This window comes from Streptomyces spiramyceticus, assembly GCF_028807635.1.
In the GTDB taxonomy this organism is placed as follows: Bacteria; Actinomycetota; Actinomycetes; order Streptomycetales; family Streptomycetaceae; genus Streptomyces; species Streptomyces spiramyceticus.
Genome location: NZ_JARBAX010000001.1, coordinates 876,960 through 895,920 on the forward strand (window position 1 = coordinate 876,960; position 18,961 = coordinate 895,920).

Annotated in this window: 14 protein-coding genes and 3 rRNA genes; 4 read left to right on the plus strand and 13 right to left on the minus strand. The window is 65.6% G+C overall.

Features of this window, described 5'->3' with window-relative positions; all coding sequences use genetic code 11:
- Positions 1-55 precede the first annotated feature (55 nt).
- From PXH83_RS03925 to PXH83_RS03935, 3 genes are all read right to left on the minus strand, one after another.
- A complete protein-coding gene (locus PXH83_RS03925) occupies positions 56-1,165 on the minus strand; it encodes a FecCD family ABC transporter permease (RefSeq protein WP_274556680.1) in 1,110 nt (369 codons plus the stop codon).
- Entirely contained in the window at positions 1,162-2,217 is a 1,056-nt protein-coding gene (locus PXH83_RS03930) for a FecCD family ABC transporter permease (protein ID WP_274556682.1), read from the minus strand. Before PXH83_RS03930 ends, PXH83_RS03925 begins: the two co-directional genes overlap by 4 nt.
- Before the next feature lie 65 nt (positions 2,218-2,282).
- Positions 2,283-3,314: an HAD-IIA family hydrolase gene (locus PXH83_RS03935; RefSeq protein WP_274556685.1), complete on the minus strand. Its 1,032-nt coding sequence runs from the start codon at positions 3,312-3,314 to the stop codon at positions 2,283-2,285.
- Between the two features lie 72 nt (positions 3,315-3,386).
- On the opposite strand from PXH83_RS03935, the gene PXH83_RS03940 reads away from it, so the two are divergent.
- On the plus strand, positions 3,387-4,670 hold the full coding sequence (locus PXH83_RS03940; protein ID WP_274556687.1) for a DUF1015 domain-containing protein: 1,284 nt from the start codon (positions 3,387-3,389) through the stop codon (positions 4,668-4,670).
- A 57-nt stretch (positions 4,671-4,727) separates the two neighbouring features.
- Here the strand turns inward: PXH83_RS03940 and PXH83_RS03945 are convergent, their stop codons facing one another.
- The 6 genes from PXH83_RS03945 to PXH83_RS03970 all read right to left on the minus strand — a co-directional run bounded on the left by PXH83_RS03945 (position 4,728) and on the right by PXH83_RS03970 (position 13,401).
- On the minus strand, positions 4,728-5,462 hold the full coding sequence (locus PXH83_RS03945) for a tetratricopeptide repeat protein (RefSeq protein WP_274562657.1): 735 nt from the start codon (positions 5,460-5,462) through the stop codon (positions 4,728-4,730).
- Positions 5,462-6,799 (minus strand): hypothetical protein, encoded by a 1,338-nt coding sequence (locus PXH83_RS32420; RefSeq protein ID WP_420803111.1) that lies wholly within the window; start codon positions 6,797-6,799, stop codon positions 5,462-5,464. Before PXH83_RS32420 ends, PXH83_RS03945 begins: the two co-directional genes overlap by 1 nt.
- Before the next feature lie 208 nt (positions 6,800-7,007).
- Positions 7,008-7,124: ribosomal RNA gene (gene rrf, locus PXH83_RS03955) — 5S ribosomal RNA — on the minus strand.
- Between the two features lie 111 nt (positions 7,125-7,235).
- A 23S ribosomal RNA gene (locus PXH83_RS03960) occupies positions 7,236-10,376 on the minus strand.
- Positions 10,377-10,680: 304 nt separating this feature from the next.
- Positions 10,681-12,206 (minus strand): 16S ribosomal RNA (locus PXH83_RS03965).
- The 16S, 23S and 5S rRNA genes sit together here, the layout of an rRNA operon.
- Positions 12,207-12,759: 553 nt before the next feature.
- On the minus strand, positions 12,760-13,401 hold the full coding sequence (locus PXH83_RS03970) for a DNA-3-methyladenine glycosylase (RefSeq protein WP_274556691.1): 642 nt from the start codon (positions 13,399-13,401) through the stop codon (positions 12,760-12,762).
- A 136-nt stretch (positions 13,402-13,537) separates the two neighbouring features.
- On the opposite strand from PXH83_RS03970, the gene PXH83_RS03975 reads away from it, so the two are divergent.
- The 3 genes from PXH83_RS03975 (at position 13,538) to PXH83_RS03985 (ending at position 15,560) form a co-directional block, all read left to right on the plus strand.
- On the plus strand, positions 13,538-14,320 hold the full coding sequence (locus tag PXH83_RS03975; RefSeq protein ID WP_214914039.1) for a sporulation protein: 783 nt from the start codon (positions 13,538-13,540) through the stop codon (positions 14,318-14,320).
- Between the two features lie 56 nt (positions 14,321-14,376).
- On the plus strand, positions 14,377-14,913 hold the full coding sequence (locus tag PXH83_RS03980) for a YbhB/YbcL family Raf kinase inhibitor-like protein (RefSeq protein ID WP_274556697.1): 537 nt from the start codon (positions 14,377-14,379) through the stop codon (positions 14,911-14,913).
- Between the two features lie 143 nt (positions 14,914-15,056).
- A complete protein-coding gene (locus tag PXH83_RS03985) occupies positions 15,057-15,560 on the plus strand; it encodes an HNH endonuclease (RefSeq protein WP_214914045.1) in 504 nt (167 codons plus the stop codon).
- Between the two features lie 72 nt (positions 15,561-15,632).
- Here the strand turns inward: PXH83_RS03985 and PXH83_RS03990 are convergent, their stop codons facing one another.
- The 4 genes from PXH83_RS03990 to PXH83_RS04005 form a co-directional block, all read right to left on the minus strand.
- Positions 15,633-16,400: a sulfite exporter TauE/SafE family protein gene (locus PXH83_RS03990; RefSeq protein WP_274556704.1), complete on the minus strand. Its 768-nt coding sequence runs from the start codon at positions 16,398-16,400 to the stop codon at positions 15,633-15,635.
- A gap of 83 nt (positions 16,401-16,483) precedes the next feature.
- Entirely contained in the window at positions 16,484-17,413 is a 930-nt protein-coding gene (locus tag PXH83_RS03995; RefSeq protein WP_214914052.1) for an SPFH domain-containing protein, read from the minus strand.
- Positions 17,414-17,570: 157 nt separating this feature from the next.
- A complete protein-coding gene (locus PXH83_RS04000; RefSeq protein WP_274556708.1) occupies positions 17,571-17,999 on the minus strand; it encodes an NfeD family protein in 429 nt (142 codons plus the stop codon).
- Positions 18,000-18,049: 50 nt separating this feature from the next.
- Complete coding sequence (locus PXH83_RS04005) at positions 18,050-18,847, minus strand: ABC transporter ATP-binding protein (protein WP_274556711.1); 798 nt, start codon at positions 18,845-18,847, stop codon at positions 18,050-18,052.
- Between the last annotated feature and the right edge of the window lie 114 nt (positions 18,848-18,961).

Sequence of the window (18,961 nt, forward strand, 5' to 3'; positions counted from 1 at the left end):
CTCCTGGAGTTCTTCACAGTGGGTTGCGTGGTCGTACGGCTCGTCCGCGTACCGCTCATATGCGTCCCGCCTTGCGTTCGGTGACCAGCAGCCACAGCAGATAGCAGCCGCCGAGCACCCCGGTGACCACACCCACCGGCAGCTGTCCCCCGAAGGCCTGCTGGGCGATCCAGTCGGCGATCACCAGGAGGGCGGCGCCCATGCAGGCGGACGCCCCGAGGTTGGGCCCCGGCATGGGGGCACCTCCCGCGCCCTTAAGGCAGCGGGGGAACGTCAGCCTGCGGGCCAGCTGCGGCGCGCTCAGCGCGACGAAGGCGATGGGCCCGGCGGCCGCCGTGGCGACCGCGATGAGCAGTACGGCACACAGCATCAGCACCATCCGCCCGCGCTCGACGCTCACCCCGAGCGCGTACGCCGCGTCGTCGCCCATCTCCATCATGCGAAGCGCACGCCCGTGCCCCAGCACCAGCGGAACGGCGACCGCGCACACGCCGAGCAGCGGCCACGCCTGGTCCCAGCCCCGCCCGTCGAGCGAGCCGGTCATCCACACCGTGGCCCGGGTCGCGTCGACGATGCTCGCCTTGGTGACGAGATAGTGGTTGAGCGCCGTGAGCATGGCGGCCGCGCCGATCCCGACGAGAACCAGCCGGTAGCCGTGTACGCCGCGCTTCCACGCGAGGAGGTAGACGGCGGCGCCCGTCAGCAGGCAGCCGGCGAGCGCACCGCCCGCGACCGCGAGGGAGTTGCCCTTGGACAGGACGATGACGAGAAGCGCGCCGGCCGTCGCCCCCTGCCCGAAGCCGATGACGTCGGGACTGCCCAGCGGGTTGCGGGAGACGGACTGGAACACCGCCCCGGACATCCCGAGCGCGACACCGACGAGCAGCCCCACCACCACCCGCGGCAGCCGCAGGTCGGTGACGATGAACTCCTGCGAGGCGGTGCCGTTGCCGAGCAGCGTGCGTACGACGTCGCCCGGCGACATCTGGAAGTCGCCGCTGCCGATGAGCACGACGCCCATGGCCAGCGCCACGGCCATGAGCAGCACGATGGCGACGAGCGCCCTGGGTTCGACCCGGACGGAGAGACCGCCGGGGGTGCGTATCGCGCGAAGTCCGGGGGCCCGCCCGCCGGAAGTACGGGAGTTGCGGGAGGCAGCAGTCACAGTTGGGTCATCTTCCGGCGGCGTACGAGATGGATGAAGACGGGCCCGCCGACGAGCGCGGTCACGATGCCGACCTGAAGCTCGGAGGGCCGTGCGACGACGCGGCCGATGACGTCCGAGCCCAGCAGCAGCACCGGCGCGAGCACCGCGGCGTACGGCAGGATCCAGCGCATGTCGGGCCCTGTGATGGCCCGCACGAGGTGCGGCACCATCAGGCCGACGAAGACGATCGGCCCGCACGCGGCGGTCGCGGCCCCGCACAGCAGAGTCACGGCGACCATCGCCAGTACGCGGGTACGTGTCAGATGCGCGCCCAGCGCCCTGGCGGTGTCCTCGCCCATCTCCATGGCGTTGAGCGGCCGCGCGATCAGCATCGCGAGCACGACACCGGCGGCGACGAACGGCCAGACCTTGCCGATGATCTCCATGTTGGCGGACGCGAGCGAGCCGACGGTCCAGAAGCGCAGCTTGTCGAGCGCCGCCGAGTCCATCAGCTGTACGGCGTTGACGTATCCGTAGAGCGCCGCGGTCACCGCGGTGCCGGCGAGCGCGAGCCGTACCGGTGTCGCACCGCGGCTGCCGCCCAGGATGTATACGAGCACGGACACAACCCCCGCGCCGATGAACGAGAACCAGACATATCCCGTCAGCGATGTGACGCCGAGGAAGCTGATGGCGGACACGACGGCGGCCGCGGCCCCCGCGTTGACCCCCAGCAGCCCGGGCTCCGCGAGCGGATTGCGGGTGAGCCCCTGCATGACAGCTCCGGCCAGCCCGAGCGCCGCACCGACGAGTACGCCAAGGAGCGTGCGGGGCATCCGCACGTCCTGGACGATCACGTCGTTGCCGGTGCCCGAGGCGTGGAACAGGCCGTGCCATACGTCGCCCAGCGGGACCTGCTTGGCACCGATCGCGATACTCGCGACGACGACCACCAGCAGTACGCCGAGGGAGACGAGCAGCCCGAGGGCGCGCAGGGCATGGCGTTTGCGGGGCGCGGGGGCCTGCGGGGCCTGCGCCGCGCGCTGTTCGGGAGGACTCTCAACCAACACGGAGTTAGGTTAGCCTACCCTCGCATCGCGACAAACAGGCAGGTGGGACGAGCCCCGGCCCCGTCCTACAAGCCCAACCTGCCGAGCGGCTCACCCGCATCCAGCCCGCACACACCGTCCCCGGCGTACGTCCAAGCCGCCGCGCACAGCGCCCGCAGCCCGTCCAGCGCCGCGCCTTCCCCGTCAAGCACCAGCGCATCCTCCCGCACCGAAGCGGTCCACCCACCGCACACGAACCGGCCGTCCGCTCCGCCCACTTCCGGCTGCCCGGTCAGCAATCCCCGCAGATCCGCGTCGACATACGTCGGCCGGTACTTCGGCTCGGCCGTCAGCAGCAGCGCGGCGTCCGTCACCCCGGTCAGTACGAGCAGCGAGTCGACGCCTCCGGCATTCGCGCCCTCGATGTCCGTGTCAAGCCGGTCCCCGACGACCAGCGGCCGCTCGGCGCCGGTCCGCAGGATCGTTTCCCGGTGCATCGGCGGCAACGGCTTGCCCGCCACCTGCGGAGGCTCGGCGCCCGTGGCGATCCGTACGACCTCCACCGCCGCACCGTTGCCCGGAGCGATCCCCCGCGCACTCGGAATCGTCAGATCCGTATTGGAGGCGAACCACGGCACACCCCGCGCGACGGCGTACGAAGCCTCCGCGAACCGGCCCCACGCCAGGTCGGGCCCGCCGTATCCCTGCACCACAGCCGCCGGATCGTCGTCGGCCGACTCCACCGGCACGAGCCCGCGTTCGCGCAAGGCGACCCGCAGCCCGTCCCCGCCCACCACCAACACCCGAGAACCGGACGGGATCTGATCGGCAATCAGCCGGGCGACCGCCTGCGCCGACGTAATGACGTCCGCCGGCTCCGCAGGCACCCCGAGCTCCGTCAGATGCTTCGCCACAGCATCGGGCGTCCTCAGCGCGTTGTTGGTCACGTAGGCGAGATGCATCCCGCCCTCCCGGGCTGTCCCGAGCGCCTCGACGGCATGCACTATGGCCGCACCGCCCGCGTACACCACCCCGTCCAGATCCAGCAGAGCCGTGTCGTACGCCTCCCTCAGCGCACGCGCGCATCCGTCCGGCCGTGTCCTGGTCTGCTGGCTCATTCCGTAGCGCTCCTCGGTCGGTGCTTGTCCCCCGATCATCGCTCATATAGACATCCCACTTACCATGCACCAATGAGCAATCATGGTCGGCCAGAGGAGGACCACGGCCTGCGCCTGTCCCCATTCCGTGGACTGCGCTATGTCCCCGAGCGGGTGGGCAGCCTGGCCGCTGTGACGTCACCGCCGTACGACGTCGTCGTACGGCCCGACGGCCTGTCCCACCTGGAGTCGGCCGATCCGCACAACATCGTCCGGCTGATCCTCCCGCAGGCCGCGACCCCCGCCGACCGCAACCGCCAGGCCGCCGAAACGCTGCACCGCTGGCTCTCCGACGGCGTACTTGCTCCCGATCGCGAGCCCGCTCTGTACGTGTACGAGCAGCGCAAGGGCGATCTTCTCCAGCGCGGCGTCATAGGCGCCCTGGCCCTCACTCCGCCCTCCGACGGCATCGTCCTCCCCCACGAGGACGTCATGCCGCACGTCGTCGCGGACCGCGCGGGCCTGATGCGAGCCACCGCCGCCAACCTCGAACCGCTCCTGCTGACCTATCGCAGCGGCGGCAAGGCGACCGGCGCGACCGCCGTCATCGACCGCACCATCCTGCGCTCCCCCCTCCTGGCCACCACGACAGAGGACGGTTTCAGCCACCGCCTGTGGTCCATCACGGACCCTACGGAGCTGGCAGAGGTCACCTCGGACCTTTCGACCCGTCAGGCACTGATCGCCGACGGCCACCACCGCTGGGCGACGTACCTCCGCCTCAAGTCGGAGCACCCGAGCCCCGGCCCCTGGGACTCCGGCCTCGTCCTCCTCATCGACACGGCTCGATACCCGCTCCAGGTCCGCGCCATCCACCGCGTACTGCACCGCCTGCCGGTTGCCGACGCGATGGCGGCGGTCGCCGGCACCTTCCGCGTCCGCAAAATCCCGGGCCCCCTCCCCCAGGCCCTCGACGAACTCGCGGAAGCGGCCACCGCAGGCAATGCGTTCCTGCTGGCGGGAGACGGCGCCTTCCACCTCATCGACCGCCCCGACGAAGCCCTGTTGGCCCGTACGATCCCCCGGGACCATCCGGCGGCCTGGCAGACCCTCGACGCGACGGTCCTGCACGCCACGCTCCTGGACCATGTGTGGTCGATCCCCGACGCCCCCGAGGACATCGCCTACATCCACGACACCGAGGCTGCCGTCACCCACGCGGAACGCCATGGCGGCACGGCAGTCCTGATACATCCGGTACGGGAAGAGATCGTCCGGGACCTGGCCCGCCAGGGCGTCATGATGCCCCGCAAATCCACGTCCTTCGGCCCCAAGCCGGCGACGGGCCTGGTCCTGCGGAGCCTCGATCTGAGCTGACCCCGCAAACGCGAAAGGGCGGCACCCCGAAACGGGATGCCGCCCTTACTCACACACTCAGCCCTTGTCGCCCTCGACGTCGGGCCCAACCGGCGACTCGGCCTCGGCCTCAGCCTCCACGGACTCGGCAGCTGCCGATTCCACGTTGGTCTCCTCCGTCGCCTCGGTCGCCTCGTCGAGGGCGTCGACGAAGTCCACGCCGTCGAGCTCGGCGAGCCGGTCGGAAGCGTCCGTCGAACCGTCCTTGTCGGCCTCGACGGCCTTGGCGAACCACTCGCGCGCCTCGGCCTCACGCCCCGCCGTCAGCAGCGCATCGGCGTACGCGTACCGCAGTCGCGCGGTCCACGACTGTACGGAGTTCGACGCCAGCTCGGGGCCCTGGAGGGTCACGATGGCCGCATCGATCTGCCCCATGTCGCGGCGCGCACCAGCCGCGACCAGGCGCATCTCGACCTGGCCGGCCTTGTCGAGCTTCTTCACCTCGGGCTCACCGGCCATCGCCATCGCCCGCTCCGGCCGCCCGAGCCCGCGCTCGCAGTCCGCCATGACGGGCCACAGCTCGACGCTGCCGGTCATACGACGGGCCGCACGGAACTCCGCGAGCGCCTCCGTGTACCGCTGCGTCGCGTACGCCGCAAAGCCTGCCGCCTCACGAACCGCCGCCACTCGCGAGGCGAGCCGCAGCGCGATGCGCGAGTACGCGTAGGCCTCTTCGGGGTCGTCGTCGATGAGGTTCGCGACCATGACGAGGTTCCTGGCGACATCCTCGGCCAGCGTCTTCGGGAGGCTCATCAGCTCCTGACGCACGTCCTTGTCGATCTCCTGGCCCGTGACGTCGTCGGGAATCGGAAGCCGCTTGATGGGCTCACGATCCCGCTCGTCACGCTGCCCGCGGTAACCCTCGCGGTCCCGGTCGTCCCGGCGAGGCGCGCGATCGTCCCGGCGAGGCCCACGGTCGTCGCGACCACCACGGAAGCCACGCTCGTCATCACGACGCCCGCCGGAGCGGTCATCACGGGGGAAGCGACCGCGCTCGTCGTCCCGACGAGGTGCACGGTCATCACGACCGCCACGGAACCCGCCACCCCGCTCATCATCACGACGGGGCCCACTGGGCCGCTCGTCGCGACGCTGATAGCCGCCACCACCACTCGGCCGCTCATCACGACGCTGGTAACCGCCACCACCACTCGGCCGCTCATCACGACGCTGGTAACCGCCACCACCACTCGGCCGCTCATCACGACGCTGGTAACCGCCACCACCACTCGGCCGCTCATCACGACGCTGGTAACCGCCACCACCACTCGGCCGCTCATCACGACGCTGGTAACCGCCACCACCACTCGGCCGCTCATCACGACGCTGGTAACCGCCACCACCACTCGGCCGCTCATCACGACGCTGGAATCCACCACGGTCGTCATCACGACGCGGCCCACTGGACCGGTCGTCGCCACCGCCACGGAATCCACCGCCACCACTTGGGCGGTCGTCACGACGCGGTCCGCTGGGCCGCTCGTCACGACGCTGGTAACCACCGCCACCACTAGGACGGTCATCGCGACGCTGGAATCCACCACGGTCGTCATCACGACGCGGCCCACTGGACCGGTCGTCGCGACCGCCACGGAATCCACCGCCACCACTGGGGCGGTCGTCACGACGCGGTCCGCTGGGCCGCTCGTCACGACGCTGGTAACCACCGCCACCACTGGGCCGCTCGTCACGACGCTGGTAACCACCGCCACCACTGGGCCGCTCGTCACGACGCTGGTAACCGCCACCACCGCTGGGCCGCTCGTCACGACGCTGATAGCTGCCACCGCCACCACTGCTCGGACGGTCATCGCGACGCTGGAAGCCGCCGCCACCGCTGGGGCGACCACCCCGGCTGTCGTCGCGACGGAACCCGCCGCCACGCTCATCATCACGACGGGGCCCACTGGGCCGCTCATCACGACGCTGGTAACCGCCGCCACCACCGGTCGGCCGCCCACCACGGTCGTCGTCACGGCGAGGACCGCCGGAGCGGTCGTCCCGTCCGCCACGCGAAGGGCCGCCGGTGGGACGGTCATCACGACGGAACCCACCGCGGTCGTTGTCCCGGCGCGGCCCACGGTCGTCACGACCGCCGCGGAATCCGCCCCTGTCATCGCCGTCTCGCCGGCGCGGCTCGCGCTCCGGACGATCGTCGGAAGAGTTGGTGGACATCGGTTGGCTCCTGTCTTGGGGTAACGCAGTCATTCTCGCGCAGTCGGCCATCCGACGCGCTTCGGAAAAACAAAAAGGACCCGCAGTCCAGCATGAACGCTGGACCACGGGTCCTGAAAGATTGTTCGGCGGCGTCCTACTCTCCCACAGGGTCCCCCCTGCAGTACCATCGGCGCTGAAAGGCTTAGCTTCCGGGTTCGGAATGTAACCGGGCGTTTCCCTAACGCTATGACCACCGAAACCCTATCGGGCTTAGCGAACAAGCACACTCTTCAATTAAGTAAGTGGATCTGTTCAACCGGTGCGACAACTATTCGCAACCCGGGAACAACACAGTGGACGCGAGCAACTGAGGACAAGCCCTCGGCCTATTAGTACCAGTCAGCTCCACCCGTTACCGGGCTTCCACATCTGGCCTATCAACCCAGTCGTCTACTGGGAGCCTTAACCCCTCAAAGGGGGTGGGAACACTCATCTCGAAGCAGGCTTCCCGCTTAGATGCTTTCAGCGGTTATCCTTTCCGAACGTAGCCAACCAGCCATGCCCTTGGCAGGACAACTGGCACACCAGAGGTTCGTCCGTCCCGGTCCTCTCGTACTAGGGACAGCCCTTCTCAATATTCCTACGCGCGCAGAGGATAGGGACCGAACTGTCTCACGACGTTCTAAACCCAGCTCGCGTACCGCTTTAATGGGCGAACAGCCCAACCCTTGGGACCGACTCCAGCCCCAGGATGCGACGAGCCGACATCGAGGTGCCAAACCATCCCGTCGATATGGACTCTTGGGGAAGATCAGCCTGTTATCCCCGGGGTACCTTTTATCCGTTGAGCGACAGCGCTTCCACAAGCCACTGCCGGATCACTAGTCCCGACTTTCGTCCCTGCTCGACCCGTCGGTCTCACAGTCAAGCTCCCTTGTGCACTTACACTCAACACCTGATTGCCAACCAGGCTGAGGGAACCTTTGGGCGCCTCCGTTACTCTTTAGGAGGCAACCGCCCCAGTTAAACTACCCATCAGACACTGTCCCTGATCCGGATCACGGACCGAGGTTAGACATCCAGCACGACCAGAGTGGTATTTCAAGATTGACTCCACACACACTGGCGTGCATGCTTCACAGTCTCCCACCTATCCTACACAAGCCGAACCGAACACCAATATCAAACTGTAGTAAAGGTCCCGGGGTCTTTCCGTCCTTCTGCGCGAAACGAGCATCTTTACTCGTAGTGCAATTTCACCGGGCCTATGGTTGAGACAGTCGAGAAGTCGTTACGCCATTCGTGCAGGTCGGAACTTACCCGACAAGGAATTTCGCTACCTTAGGATGGTTATAGTTACCACCGCCGTTTACTGGCGCTTAAGTTCTCAGCTTCGCACGCCCGAAAGCGCACTAACCGGTCCCCTTAACGTTCCAGCACCGGGCAGGCGTCAGTCCGTATACATCGCCTTACGGCTTCGCACGGACCTGTGTTTTTAGTAAACAGTCGCTTCTCGCTGGTCTCTGCGGCCACCCCCAGCTCACCGTGTAAAACGGATCACCAGTGATGGCCCCCCTTCTCCCGAAGTTACGGGGGCATTTTGCCGAGTTCCTTAACCATAGTTCACCCGAACGCCTCGGTATTCTCTACCTGACCACCTGAGTCGGTTTAGGGTACGGGCCGCCATGAAACTCGCTAGAGGCTTTTCTCGACAGCATAGGATCATCCACTTCACCACAATCGGCTCGGCATCAGGTCTCAGCCCTAATGTGTGACGGATTTGCCTATCACACGGCCTACACCCTTACCCCGGGACAACCACCGCCCGGGCTGGACTACCTTCCTGCGTCACCCCATCGCTTACCTACTACCACCTTGGGCCGCCGGCTCCACCACTTTCCTTTCCCCGAAGGGTCCGGAACGGCTTCACGGGCTTAGCATCAATGGGCTCGATACTGGGCGTTTCAAAGCGGGTACCGGAATATCAACCGGTTGTCCATCGACTACGCCTGTCGGCCTCGCCTTAGGTCCCGACTTACCCTGGGCAGATCAGCTTGACCCAGGAACCCTTAGTCAATCGGCGCACACGTTTCTCACGTGTGTATCGCTACTCATGCCTGCATTCTCACTCGTGAACCGTCCACAACTCGCTTCCGCGGCTGCTTCACCCGGCACACGACGCTCCCCTACCCATCCCAGCAGGCGTTGGCCCTATTGCTGGAATGACACGACTTCGGCGGTACGCTTGAGCCCCGCTACATTGTCGGCGCGGAATCACTTGACCAGTGAGCTATTACGCACTCTTTCAAGGATGGCTGCTTCTAAGCCAACCTCCTGGTTGTCTCTGCGACTCCACATCCTTTCCCACTTAGCGTACGCTTAGGGGCCTTAGTCGATGCTCTGGGCTGTTTCCCTCTCGACCATGGAGCTTATCCCCCACAGTCTCACTGCCGCGCTCTCACTTACCGGCATTCGGAGTTTGGCTAAGGTCAGTAACCCGGTAGGGCCCATCGCCTATCCAGTGCTCTACCTCCGGCAAGAAACACACGACGCTGCACCTAAATGCATTTCGGGGAGAACCAGCTATCACGGAGTTTGATTGGCCTTTCACCCCTAACCACAGGTCATCCCCCAGGTTTTCAACCCTGGTGGGTTCGGTCCTCCACGAAGTCTTACCTCCGCTTCAACCTGCCCATGGCTAGATCACTCCGCTTCGGGTCTAGAGCGTGCAACTACGTATCTAAATTAGACACAGCGCCCTATTCGGACTCGCTTTCGCTACGGCTTCCCCACACGGGTTAACCTCGCTACACACCGCTAACTCGCAGGCTCATTCTTCAAAAGGCACGCAGTCACGACTGCATGTGCAAGCACATACAGCGACGCTCCCACGGCTTGTAGGCACACGGTTTCAGGTACTATTTCACTCCGCTCCCGCGGTACTTTTCACCATTCCCTCACGGTACTATCCGCTATCGGTCACCAGGGAATATTTAGGCTTAGCGGGTGGTCCCGCCAGATTCACACGGGATTTCTCGGGCCCCGTGCTACTTGGGTGTTGCACAAGCAAGCCGTTGATGTTTCAGCTACGGGGGTCTTACCCTCTACGCCGGACCTTTCGCATGTCCTTCGCCTACACCAACGGTTTCTGACTTGCCCAACAGCCGGCAGACTGTTGAAGTGCAATCCCACAACCCCGCATGCGCAACCCCTGCCGGGTATCACACGCATACGGTTTGGCCTCATCCGGTTTCGCTCGCCACTACTCCCGGAATCACGGTTGTTTTCTCTTCCTGCGGGTACTGAGATGTTTCACTTCCCCGCGTTCCCTCCACATACCCTATGTGTTCAGGTATGGGTGACAGCCCATGACGACTGCCGGGTTTCCCCATTCGGAAACCCCCGGATCAAAGCCTGGTTGACGGCTCCCCGGGGACTATCGTGGCCTCCCACGTCCTTCATCGGTTCCTGGTGCCAAGGCATCCACCGTGCGCCCTTAAAAACTTGGCCACAGATGCTCGCGTCCACTGTGCAGTTCTCAAGCAACGACCAGCCACCCATCACCCCGCCCCGAAGGAGCGAGTGCACTGGGGCCGGCATCGCGAAGATACAAACCAACGGTCCGTACCCTCAGATACCCAACAGCGTGCCCGACACGGTCAACCAGGACTCACGTTCCACGCCGAAGCAGTACTAGTGAACCTTGCCGATCGTGCCGAGTAGTCAACGTTCCACCCATGAGCAACCAGCACCGGACGTTCGCCGATGAACTGGCCTCTGACCAAACCGAAGCCTGGTAAGAAGTGCTCCTTAGAAAGGAGGTGATCCAGCCGCACCTTCCGGTACGGCTACCTTGTTACGACTTCGTCCCAATCGCCAGTCCCACCTTCGACAGCTCCCTCCCACAAGGGGTTGGGCCACCGGCTTCGGGTGTTACCGACTTTCGTGACGTGACGGGCGGTGTGTACAAGGCCCGGGAACGTATTCACCGCAGCAATGCTGATCTGCGATTACTAGCAACTCCGACTTCATGGGGTCGAGTTGCAGACCCCAATCCGAACTGAGACCGGCTTTTTGAGATTCGCTCCGCCTCGCGGCATCGCAGCTCATTGTACCGGCCATTGTAGCACGTGTGCAGCCCAAGACATAAGGGGCATGATGACTTGACGTCGTCCCCACCTTCCTCCGAGTTGACCCCGGCGGTCTCCTGTGAGTCCCCATCACCCCGAAGGGCACGCTGGCAACACAGGACAAGGGTTGCGCTCGTTGCGGGACTTAACCCAACATCTCACGACACGAGCTGACGACAGCCATGCACCACCTGTATACCGACCACAAGGGGGCACCTATCTCTAGGTGTTTCCGGTATATGTCAAGCCTTGGTAAGGTTCTTCGCGTTGCGTCGAATTAAGCCACATGCTCCGCTGCTTGTGCGGGCCCCCGTCAATTCCTTTGAGTTTTAGCCTTGCGGCCGTACTCCCCAGGCGGGGAACTTAATGCGTTAGCTGCGGCACCGACGACGTGGAATGTCGCCAACACCTAGTTCCCAACGTTTACGGCGTGGACTACCAGGGTATCTAATCCTGTTCGCTCCCCACGCTTTCGCTCCTCAGCGTCAGTAATGGCCCAGAGATCCGCCTTCGCCACCGGTGTTCCTCCTGATATCTGCGCATTTCACCGCTACACCAGGAATTCCGATCTCCCCTACCACACTCTAGCCTGCCCGTATCGAATGCAGACCCGGGGTTAAGCCCCGGGCTTTCACATCCGACGCGACAAGCCGCCTACGAGCTCTTTACGCCCAATAATTCCGGACAACGCTTGCGCCCTACGTATTACCGCGGCTGCTGGCACGTAGTTAGCCGGCGCTTCTTCTGCAGGTACCGTCACTTTCGCTTCTTCCCTGCTGAAAGAGGTTTACAACCCGAAGGCCGTCATCCCTCACGCGGCGTCGCTGCATCAGGCTTTCGCCCATTGTGCAATATTCCCCACTGCTGCCTCCCGTAGGAGTCTGGGCCGTGTCTCAGTCCCAGTGTGGCCGGTCGCCCTCTCAGGCCGGCTACCCGTCGTCGCCTTGGTAGGCCATTACCCCACCAACAAGCTGATAGGCCGCGGGCTCATCCTTCACCGCCGGAGCTTTTAACCCCCACCCATGCAGGCAGGAGTGTTATCCGGTATTAGACCCCGTTTCCAGGGCTTGTCCCAGAGTGAAGGGCAGATTGCCCACGTGTTACTCACCCGTTCGCCACTAATCCACCCCGAAGGGCTTCATCGTTCGACTTGCATGTGTTAAGCACGCCGCCAGCGTTCGTCCTGAGCCAGGATCAAACTCTCCATGAATGTTTTCCCGTAATCGGGAGTGAACACCACGTTGAGCGGAACAGATCGGACCGGAATATGGCCCGCTGTCCTCAGCGTCCTCGCTGTGTTTGCCTACCCGCCACATGGGCCGGTAGGACTTCAAAGGAACCACCAACCCACCGAAGTGGGCCGGGGTATCAACATATCTGGCGTTGACTTTTGGCACGCTGTTGAGTTCTCAAGGAACGGACGCTTCCTTTGTACTCACCCTCTCGGGCTTTCCTCCGGGCTTTCGTTCGGTATTTCGTGTTTCCGACTCTATCAGACTCTTTCGTGTCCGACTTCCTCGGCGCCTTTCAGCTCTTCGCTTTCGCGTTTCCCTTTCGGCGATCACTACGTTAGCGGATTTCCCTTGCGGCTCATAATCGAGCCGGTGGGCTTGAATTCGGGCATGCCGAAATTCGAACCCGTCAGGGAAGTCGTAGTAGTGGTTGGCCGCTTCGAGGTGCTTCGGTTCGGCCCGAGGGCCCGTATCGAAAGCACTGCCCGTGTCAAGCGGCTCGGGCTACGTTAGGCGTCCGCCGGGTCCGAGTCAAGTTGCGCGGCGGCGTGGCTTGTGCGCCCTGAAAATGCTCACCGTGGGGTCGTCGGCGATCCAGAAGCGCCAGGGGTGGTGCGCGCCGTCGCCGCCCACTCCGGTGCGCGGGCCGTTCTGCACCAGCTCAGCGGGGGCGGGGGTGCCGTGCAGTACATAGAGAGGGGAGCCGGGGCCGTCGCAGACGTCGGTGCCGTCGAGGGTGCGGTCGATGTCGAGTGCGGTCGCGAGGCGAGCCGGGCCTTTGGCCAGTTCCTTGTCACTTCGGGCTGATAGTCGCCGTTTGCGGACGAGATCGTGGCCCCGTGTCACCTCTCCCGCGCGCAGGAGGACGCCGCTCGCCGTGTGCTCCTGGCCGCAGACCAGGTTGAGGCTGAACCACATGCCGTAGATGAAGTAGACGTACGCATGTCCGGGCGGGCCGAACATGGAGGCGTTGCGTCGGGTCTTTCCACGGAAGGCGTGGGAGCCGGGGTCGCCCGGGCCGTCGTATGCCTCGACCTCGGTGAGGCGGAGCTCGATCGGGCCGTCGGCGGTCTCGCGTACCAAAGTGCGGCCCAGCAGATCGGGGGCGACCTCCAGTACAGGGCGGTCGAAGAACGCGCGAGGGAGCGGCGTACGGTCGGGGTCCGTGATCATGCCCTCCGAGCGTAGTGGATGTCGTCCGTTCGGGTGGGTGGCGGCCGGGCGGCCGCTTTGTCAGGGTGAGGGCGCGGAACCGGGCGTCCCCGTTCCGCGTTTGTAGTGGTCAGAACCAAGAGCTGGGGAGGAAGACATGGGCTTCAAGAAGTTGCTGGCGAGCCTGGGTGCCGGTGGCGCGTCGGTGGAGACGGTGCTGACCGAGGCAAACGTCGTGCCGGGTGGCGTGGTCCAGGGCGAGGTGCGTATTCAGGGCGGCTCGGTGGATCAGCAGATCGAGGCGCTCTCTGTGGGGCTGCAGGCCCGCGTCGAGGTCGAGGGTGGTGACCAGGAGGTCAAGCAGGACATCGAGTTCACGAAGCAGCGGCTCGGTGGCGCCTTCGAGGTGAAGGCCGGCGCGGTGCATGTGGTGCCGTTCGGGCTGGAGATTCCGTGGGAGACGCCGGTCACGAGCATTGCCGGTCAGCAGCTGCACGGGATGAACATCGGGGTGACGACCGAGCTGGAGATCGCGCGGGCCGTCGACTCGGGTGACCTGGACCCGATCAATGTGCACCCCCTGCCGGCGCAGCAGGCGCTGCTGGATGCCTTCGTACAGCTGGGCTTCCGCTTCAGGAGTGCGGACATGGAGCGCGGTCACATCCGCGGGACACGTCAGCGGCTGCCGTTCTACCAGGAGATCGAGTTCGCTCCGCCGCAGCAGTACCGCGGGCTCAACCAGGTCGAGCTGACCTTCATCGCGGACGACCGGGAGATGGACGTCGTCCTGGAGATGGACAAGAAGCCGGGGCTCTTCAGTGAGGGCAGCGACTCCTACCGGTCCTTCAAGGTCGGGCTGAACGACTTCCAGGGGACCGACTGGGTCGCGTACCTCAACCAGTGGCTCGCGCAGGTCGGTGGCCAGCGCAACTGGCTCTAGTTCAGGTTCTAGGCTCGCAGGCTGTCAGGCAGGACAGCCCAATCGGAGGTTCAGACGTGTCCGAGGCGAAGAGGCCGCCGCTTCCCCATGACTTCCATCCGCCGGTGCCCTCCTTCACCGTGGTGAGTGACGACGTCACGCACGGGTCGGTGTTGAAGGACGCTCAGGTCAAGGCGGGCGGCAATACGTCGCCGCATCTTCGGTGGGAGGGCTTCCCCGACGGGGCCAAGAGCTTTACCGTGACGTGCTTCGATCCTGACGCGCCGACCGGCAGTGGGTTCTGGCACTGGACCGTGTTCGACATTCCGGCGTCGGTCACGGAGCTGCCTGCCGGGGCAGGCAGCGGGAAGTTCGAGGGGTTGCCCGAGGGCGCCGTTCAGGTCCGTAATGACTACGGAACGAAGGACTTCGGCGGGGCAGCGCCGCCGGCCGGTGAGAGGCACCGCAATGTGTTCACCGTGTACGCGGTGGACAGCGAGAAGCTCGGGCCGGATGCCGACGCCTCCCCCGCTGTCGTCGGTTTCAATCTGCGCTTCCACACGCTGGGGCGTGCGCAGTTGGTGGCCGAGTACGAGGCTCCCGCGCAGATTTGATCGTTCATCCTCTGTTTGCCCGCCCCCGGTCTTGGAAGAGATCAGGGGCGGGCATCTTTTTATTGCGTTGTCCATCTCGGTGTGCCCGGTCAGAGTTGATCCAAGCCCGCCATGGGGTGGGCGGGCGCAGGGAGGTGGGCGGGATGCGGGACACGCTGGTACTGAACGCGAGCTTCGAGCCGCTGTCGACGGTGACGTTGAACCGCGCGGTGGTGCTTGTCCTGACGGACAAGGCCGTCGTCGAGCAGGCCCATCCCGGACTGCTGATGCGTGCGGCCGCCGTGGAGCTTCCGGTGCCGCAGGTGATCAGGCTCTGCCGGTATGTACGGGTGCCTTTCCGAAGACAGGCACCGTGGTCGAGGCGCGGCGTGCTGGTCCGGGACCAGCACCGGTGTGCGTACTGCGGGCGTCGGGCCACGACCGTCGACCACGTGGTGCCGCGGGCGCAGGGTGGCGGGGACAGCTGGCTGAATACGGTGGCGTCCTGCGCGGAGGACAACCACCGCAAGGCGGACCGTACGCCGGAGGAGGCGGGGATGCCGTTGCTGCGGCGGCCGTTCATACCGTCGCCCGCCGACGCGATGCTGCTGGCGTTGGGGGCTGATGAGCGGTCCGTACTGCCGGAGTGGCTGGCGCAGCCGGCGTAGGAGTGGCGTAGGGAGTTGCTGTACGACGCGGAAGCCCGCCTCTTGCAGGAGGCGGGCTTCCGTGTATCGGTGTCAGCGCAGCAGCAGTTGGACGATGGCCAGCGTCCCTACGGCCACGATCACTGTGCGCAGCATTGCCGGGGGAAGGCGGCGGCCGATCTTGGCTCCGATCTGACCGCCGAGGGTGGAGCCGACGGCGATGAGTGCGACCGCCGTCCAGTCGAATTCCGCGGCGAAGACGAAGAAGAGCGCGGCGATGGAGTTGACGACCGCGGCAAGGACGTTCTTGGTGGCGTTGATGCGCTGCAAGGTGTCGTTGAGCAGCATGCCCATCAGTGCGACGTAGATGATCCCTTGGGCAGCGGTGAAGTAGCCGCCATACACGCTGGCCAGCATGAGGGCGACGAAGAGGAGCGGGCCGCCGTTCTCGGAGGCGTGGGAGCCGTTGCGGTCGCGGCGGCGCTGTACGGCCTTGGTGATGCGTGGTTGCAGGACCACCAGGACGAGGGCGAGGCCGACGAGGACCGGGACGATCGTCTCGAAGGCGGTCGGTGGCAGTGCGAGGAGCAGTACGGCTCCGCAGAAGCCGCCGGTGGCGGCGGCCAGGCTCAGGCGCAGGATGCGGTCGCGCTGGCCGGCGAGTTCCTTGCGGTAGCCGATGGCGCCGCTGACGGCTCCCGGTATCAGGCCGAGGGCGTTGGAGACGGTTGCGGTGACCGGCGGCAGGCCGGTGGCGAGCAGGACGGGGAAGGTGATCAACGTGCCTGAGCCGACGATGGTGTTGATGGTTCCGGCGCCGACGCCTGCCGCGAAGATCGCGAGCATTTCCCAGATGGACAAGGCCATCTCCTTCGGTGTTCAGGGAAGCCTCCCCGCCATGAAGGTCGAGGGGCTCCCTGATCATGCACGAAGGCGGGGCCGTGTCAGTCGACCGGGGGCTCCTCGCGGCGCTCCTTGCCGGTGTTGAAACCGGGGACGCCGCCGCCGAGGTTGCCGAAGGCGCCGCTGAGGCCCTTGAGGGCGTCGCCGATTTCGCTGGGGACGATCCAGAGCTTGTTCGCGTCGCCCTCGGCGATCTTCGGGAGCATCTGGAGGTACTGGTACGAGAGGAGCTTCTGGTCCGGGTCGCCCGCGTGGATGGACTCGAAGACCGTACGGATGGCCTGGGCCTCGCCCTCGGCGCGCAGCGCGGATGCCTTGGCCTCGCCTTCGGCGCGCAGGATCGCGGACTGCTTCTCGCCTTCGGCGGTAAGGATCGCGGACTGCCGGATGCCCTCTGCGGTGAGGATCGCGGCGCGCTTGTCGCGGTCGGCGCGCATCTGCTTCTCCATCGAGTCCTGGATGGAGGTCGGCGGCTCGATCGCCTTGAGCTCGACGCGGTTGACGCGGATGCCCCACTTGCCGGTGGCCTCGTCGAGGACGCCGCGCAGGGCCGCGTTGATCTCCTCGCGGGAGGTCAGGGTCCGCTCCAGGTCCATGCCACCGATGATGTTGCGGAGGGTGGTGACGGTGAGCTGCTCGATCGCCTGGATGTAGCTGGCGACTTCGTACGTCGCGGCGCGGGCGTCGGTCACTTGGTAGTAGATGACCGTGTCGATGTTGACGACCAGGTTGTCCTGGGTGATCACCGGCTGGGGCGGGAAGGGCACGACCTGTTCGCGGAGGTCGATCCGGTTGCGGATCGAGTCGATGAACGGGACGACGATATTCAGGCCCGCGTTGAGGGTCCGCGTGTAGCGGCCGAAGCGCTCGACGATGGCGGCGCTGGCCTGCGGGATGACCTGGATCGTCTTGATCAGGGCGATGAAGACCAGCACCACCAGAATGATCAGGACGATGATGACGGATGACATCGCGTACCCCGTGCCCTTCGTGTCGTGCTTCTCGGGAGACCGGTCAGGACTATCTGATAACTGAAGATCGATCTTCCCAGAACGCGGTGCGGTGTGTGGGGTGTTCGGCTCAGCTCATTGGGCATTCGGCTCGGCTCATTGGGGTGTTCGGTTCGGCTCACATGACCACGGCCGTGGCTCCGTCGATCTCGATGACGTCGACGTGCTCGCCCGGTTCGAAGATCTGGTCCGCGTCGAGGGACCGTGCGGACCAGATCTCGCCCGCGAGTTTGATACGGCCACCGCTGCCGTCGACCCGTTCCACCACGACGGCCTGACGGCCTTTCAGCGCATCGACGCCGGTGGCCAGTTGGGGCCGCTCTGCCCGGTGTCTGGCCGCGATGGGACGTACGACCGCGATGAGCGCGACCGAGACGGCGGCGAAGACCAGTACTTGGGCGACCATGCCGCCGCCGAGGCCCGCGGTGACCGAGCCCGCGACCGCGCCGGCCGACAGCATTCCGAATTCGGGCATCGCGGTGACTACGAGCGGGATGCCCAGCCCCACCGCACCGATCAGCCACCACACCCACGCGTCGATGTCCACGTGGTCATGGTAGGTGCGGGGGGGTCTTCGCGGACAGGGTGTCCCTCGGGTCAGCCGAGAGGCAGGCCCTGGGCCGTCCAGCGGTCGGACCTGCGCTCGACGACGAGCGGGAGGCCGAAGCAGCGGGAGAGGTTGCGGGAGGTCAGTTCGGTCTCCATGGGGCCCGCGGCGAGCACCTTGCCCTGACGGATCATCAGGACGTGGGTGAAGCCGGGGGCGATCTCCTCGACATGGTGCGTGACCATGATCATGGAGGGGGCGTACGGGTCACGGGCGAGGCGGCCGAGACGGCGTACGAGGTCTTCGCGGCCGCCGAGGTCGAGACCGGCGGCGGGCTCGTCGAGGAGCAGCAGCTCCGGGTCGGTCATCATCGCGCGGGCGATCATCGTGCGCTTGCGCTCGCCCTCGGAGAGCGTGCCGAACTTCCGGTCGAGGAAATCCGTCATGCCGAGGCGGTCGAGGAAAGCGCGGGCGCGCTGCTCGTCGATCTCGTCGTAGTCCTCGTGCCAGGTGGCGGTCATGCCGTACGCGGCGGTGAGCACTGTCTGGAGCACGGTCTGGCGCTTGGGCAGCTTCTCGGCCATCGCGATGCCGGCCATGCCGATGCGGGGGCGGAGCTCGAAGACGTCCGTGCCGGGGCTGCCGAGCTGCTCACCGAGGACCGTGGTCGTGCCGGTGGAGGGGAAGAGGTAGCTGGAGGCGATGTTCAGCAGGGTGGTCTTGCCGGCGCCGTTCGGGCCGAGGATCACCCAGCGCTCACCCTCTTTGACCGACCAGGAGACGTCGTCCACCAGAGCGCGTCCGTCGCGGACCACGGATACGTCCACCAGCTCCAGTACATCGCTCATGAGCGCGTTGTCTCCCCATGCAGTCTCGAGAATGTCGGGCGTACCTGTAGGCACAGCTCCAGGGAAAACCTACGCCACCGGTCGAGCGGCCCGGCTTCTAGGTCCGCCCTACGG

What these genes read in the sequence shown, in the direction of transcription:
- PXH83_RS03940 (WP_274556687.1), top strand. Translation starts at nt 3,387, where the DNA reads ATGAGCAATCATGGTCGGCCAGAGGAGGACCACGGCCTGCGCCTGTCC.
- PXH83_RS03985 (WP_214914045.1), top strand. Translation starts at nt 15,057, where the DNA reads ATGCGGGACACGCTGGTACTGAACGCGAGCTTCGAGCCGCTGTCGACG.
- PXH83_RS03995 (WP_214914052.1), bottom strand. Translation starts at nt 17,413, where the DNA reads ATGTCATCCGTCATCATCGTCCTGATCATTCTGGTGGTGCTGGTCTTC.
- PXH83_RS03935 (WP_274556685.1), bottom strand. Translation starts at nt 3,314, where the DNA reads ATGAGCCAGCAGACCAGGACACGGCCGGACGGATGCGCGCGTGCGCTG.
- PXH83_RS04005 (WP_274556711.1), bottom strand. Translation starts at nt 18,847, where the DNA reads ATGAGCGATGTACTGGAGCTGGTGGACGTATCCGTGGTCCGCGACGGA.
- PXH83_RS03945 (WP_274562657.1), bottom strand. Translation starts at nt 5,462, where the DNA reads ATGAGCCTCCCGAAGACGCTGGCCGAGGATGTCGCCAGGAACCTCGTC.
- PXH83_RS03970 (WP_274556691.1), bottom strand. Translation starts at nt 13,401, where the DNA reads ATGATCACGGACCCCGACCGTACGCCGCTCCCTCGCGCGTTCTTCGAC.
- PXH83_RS03975 (WP_214914039.1), top strand. Translation starts at nt 13,538, where the DNA reads ATGGGCTTCAAGAAGTTGCTGGCGAGCCTGGGTGCCGGTGGCGCGTCG.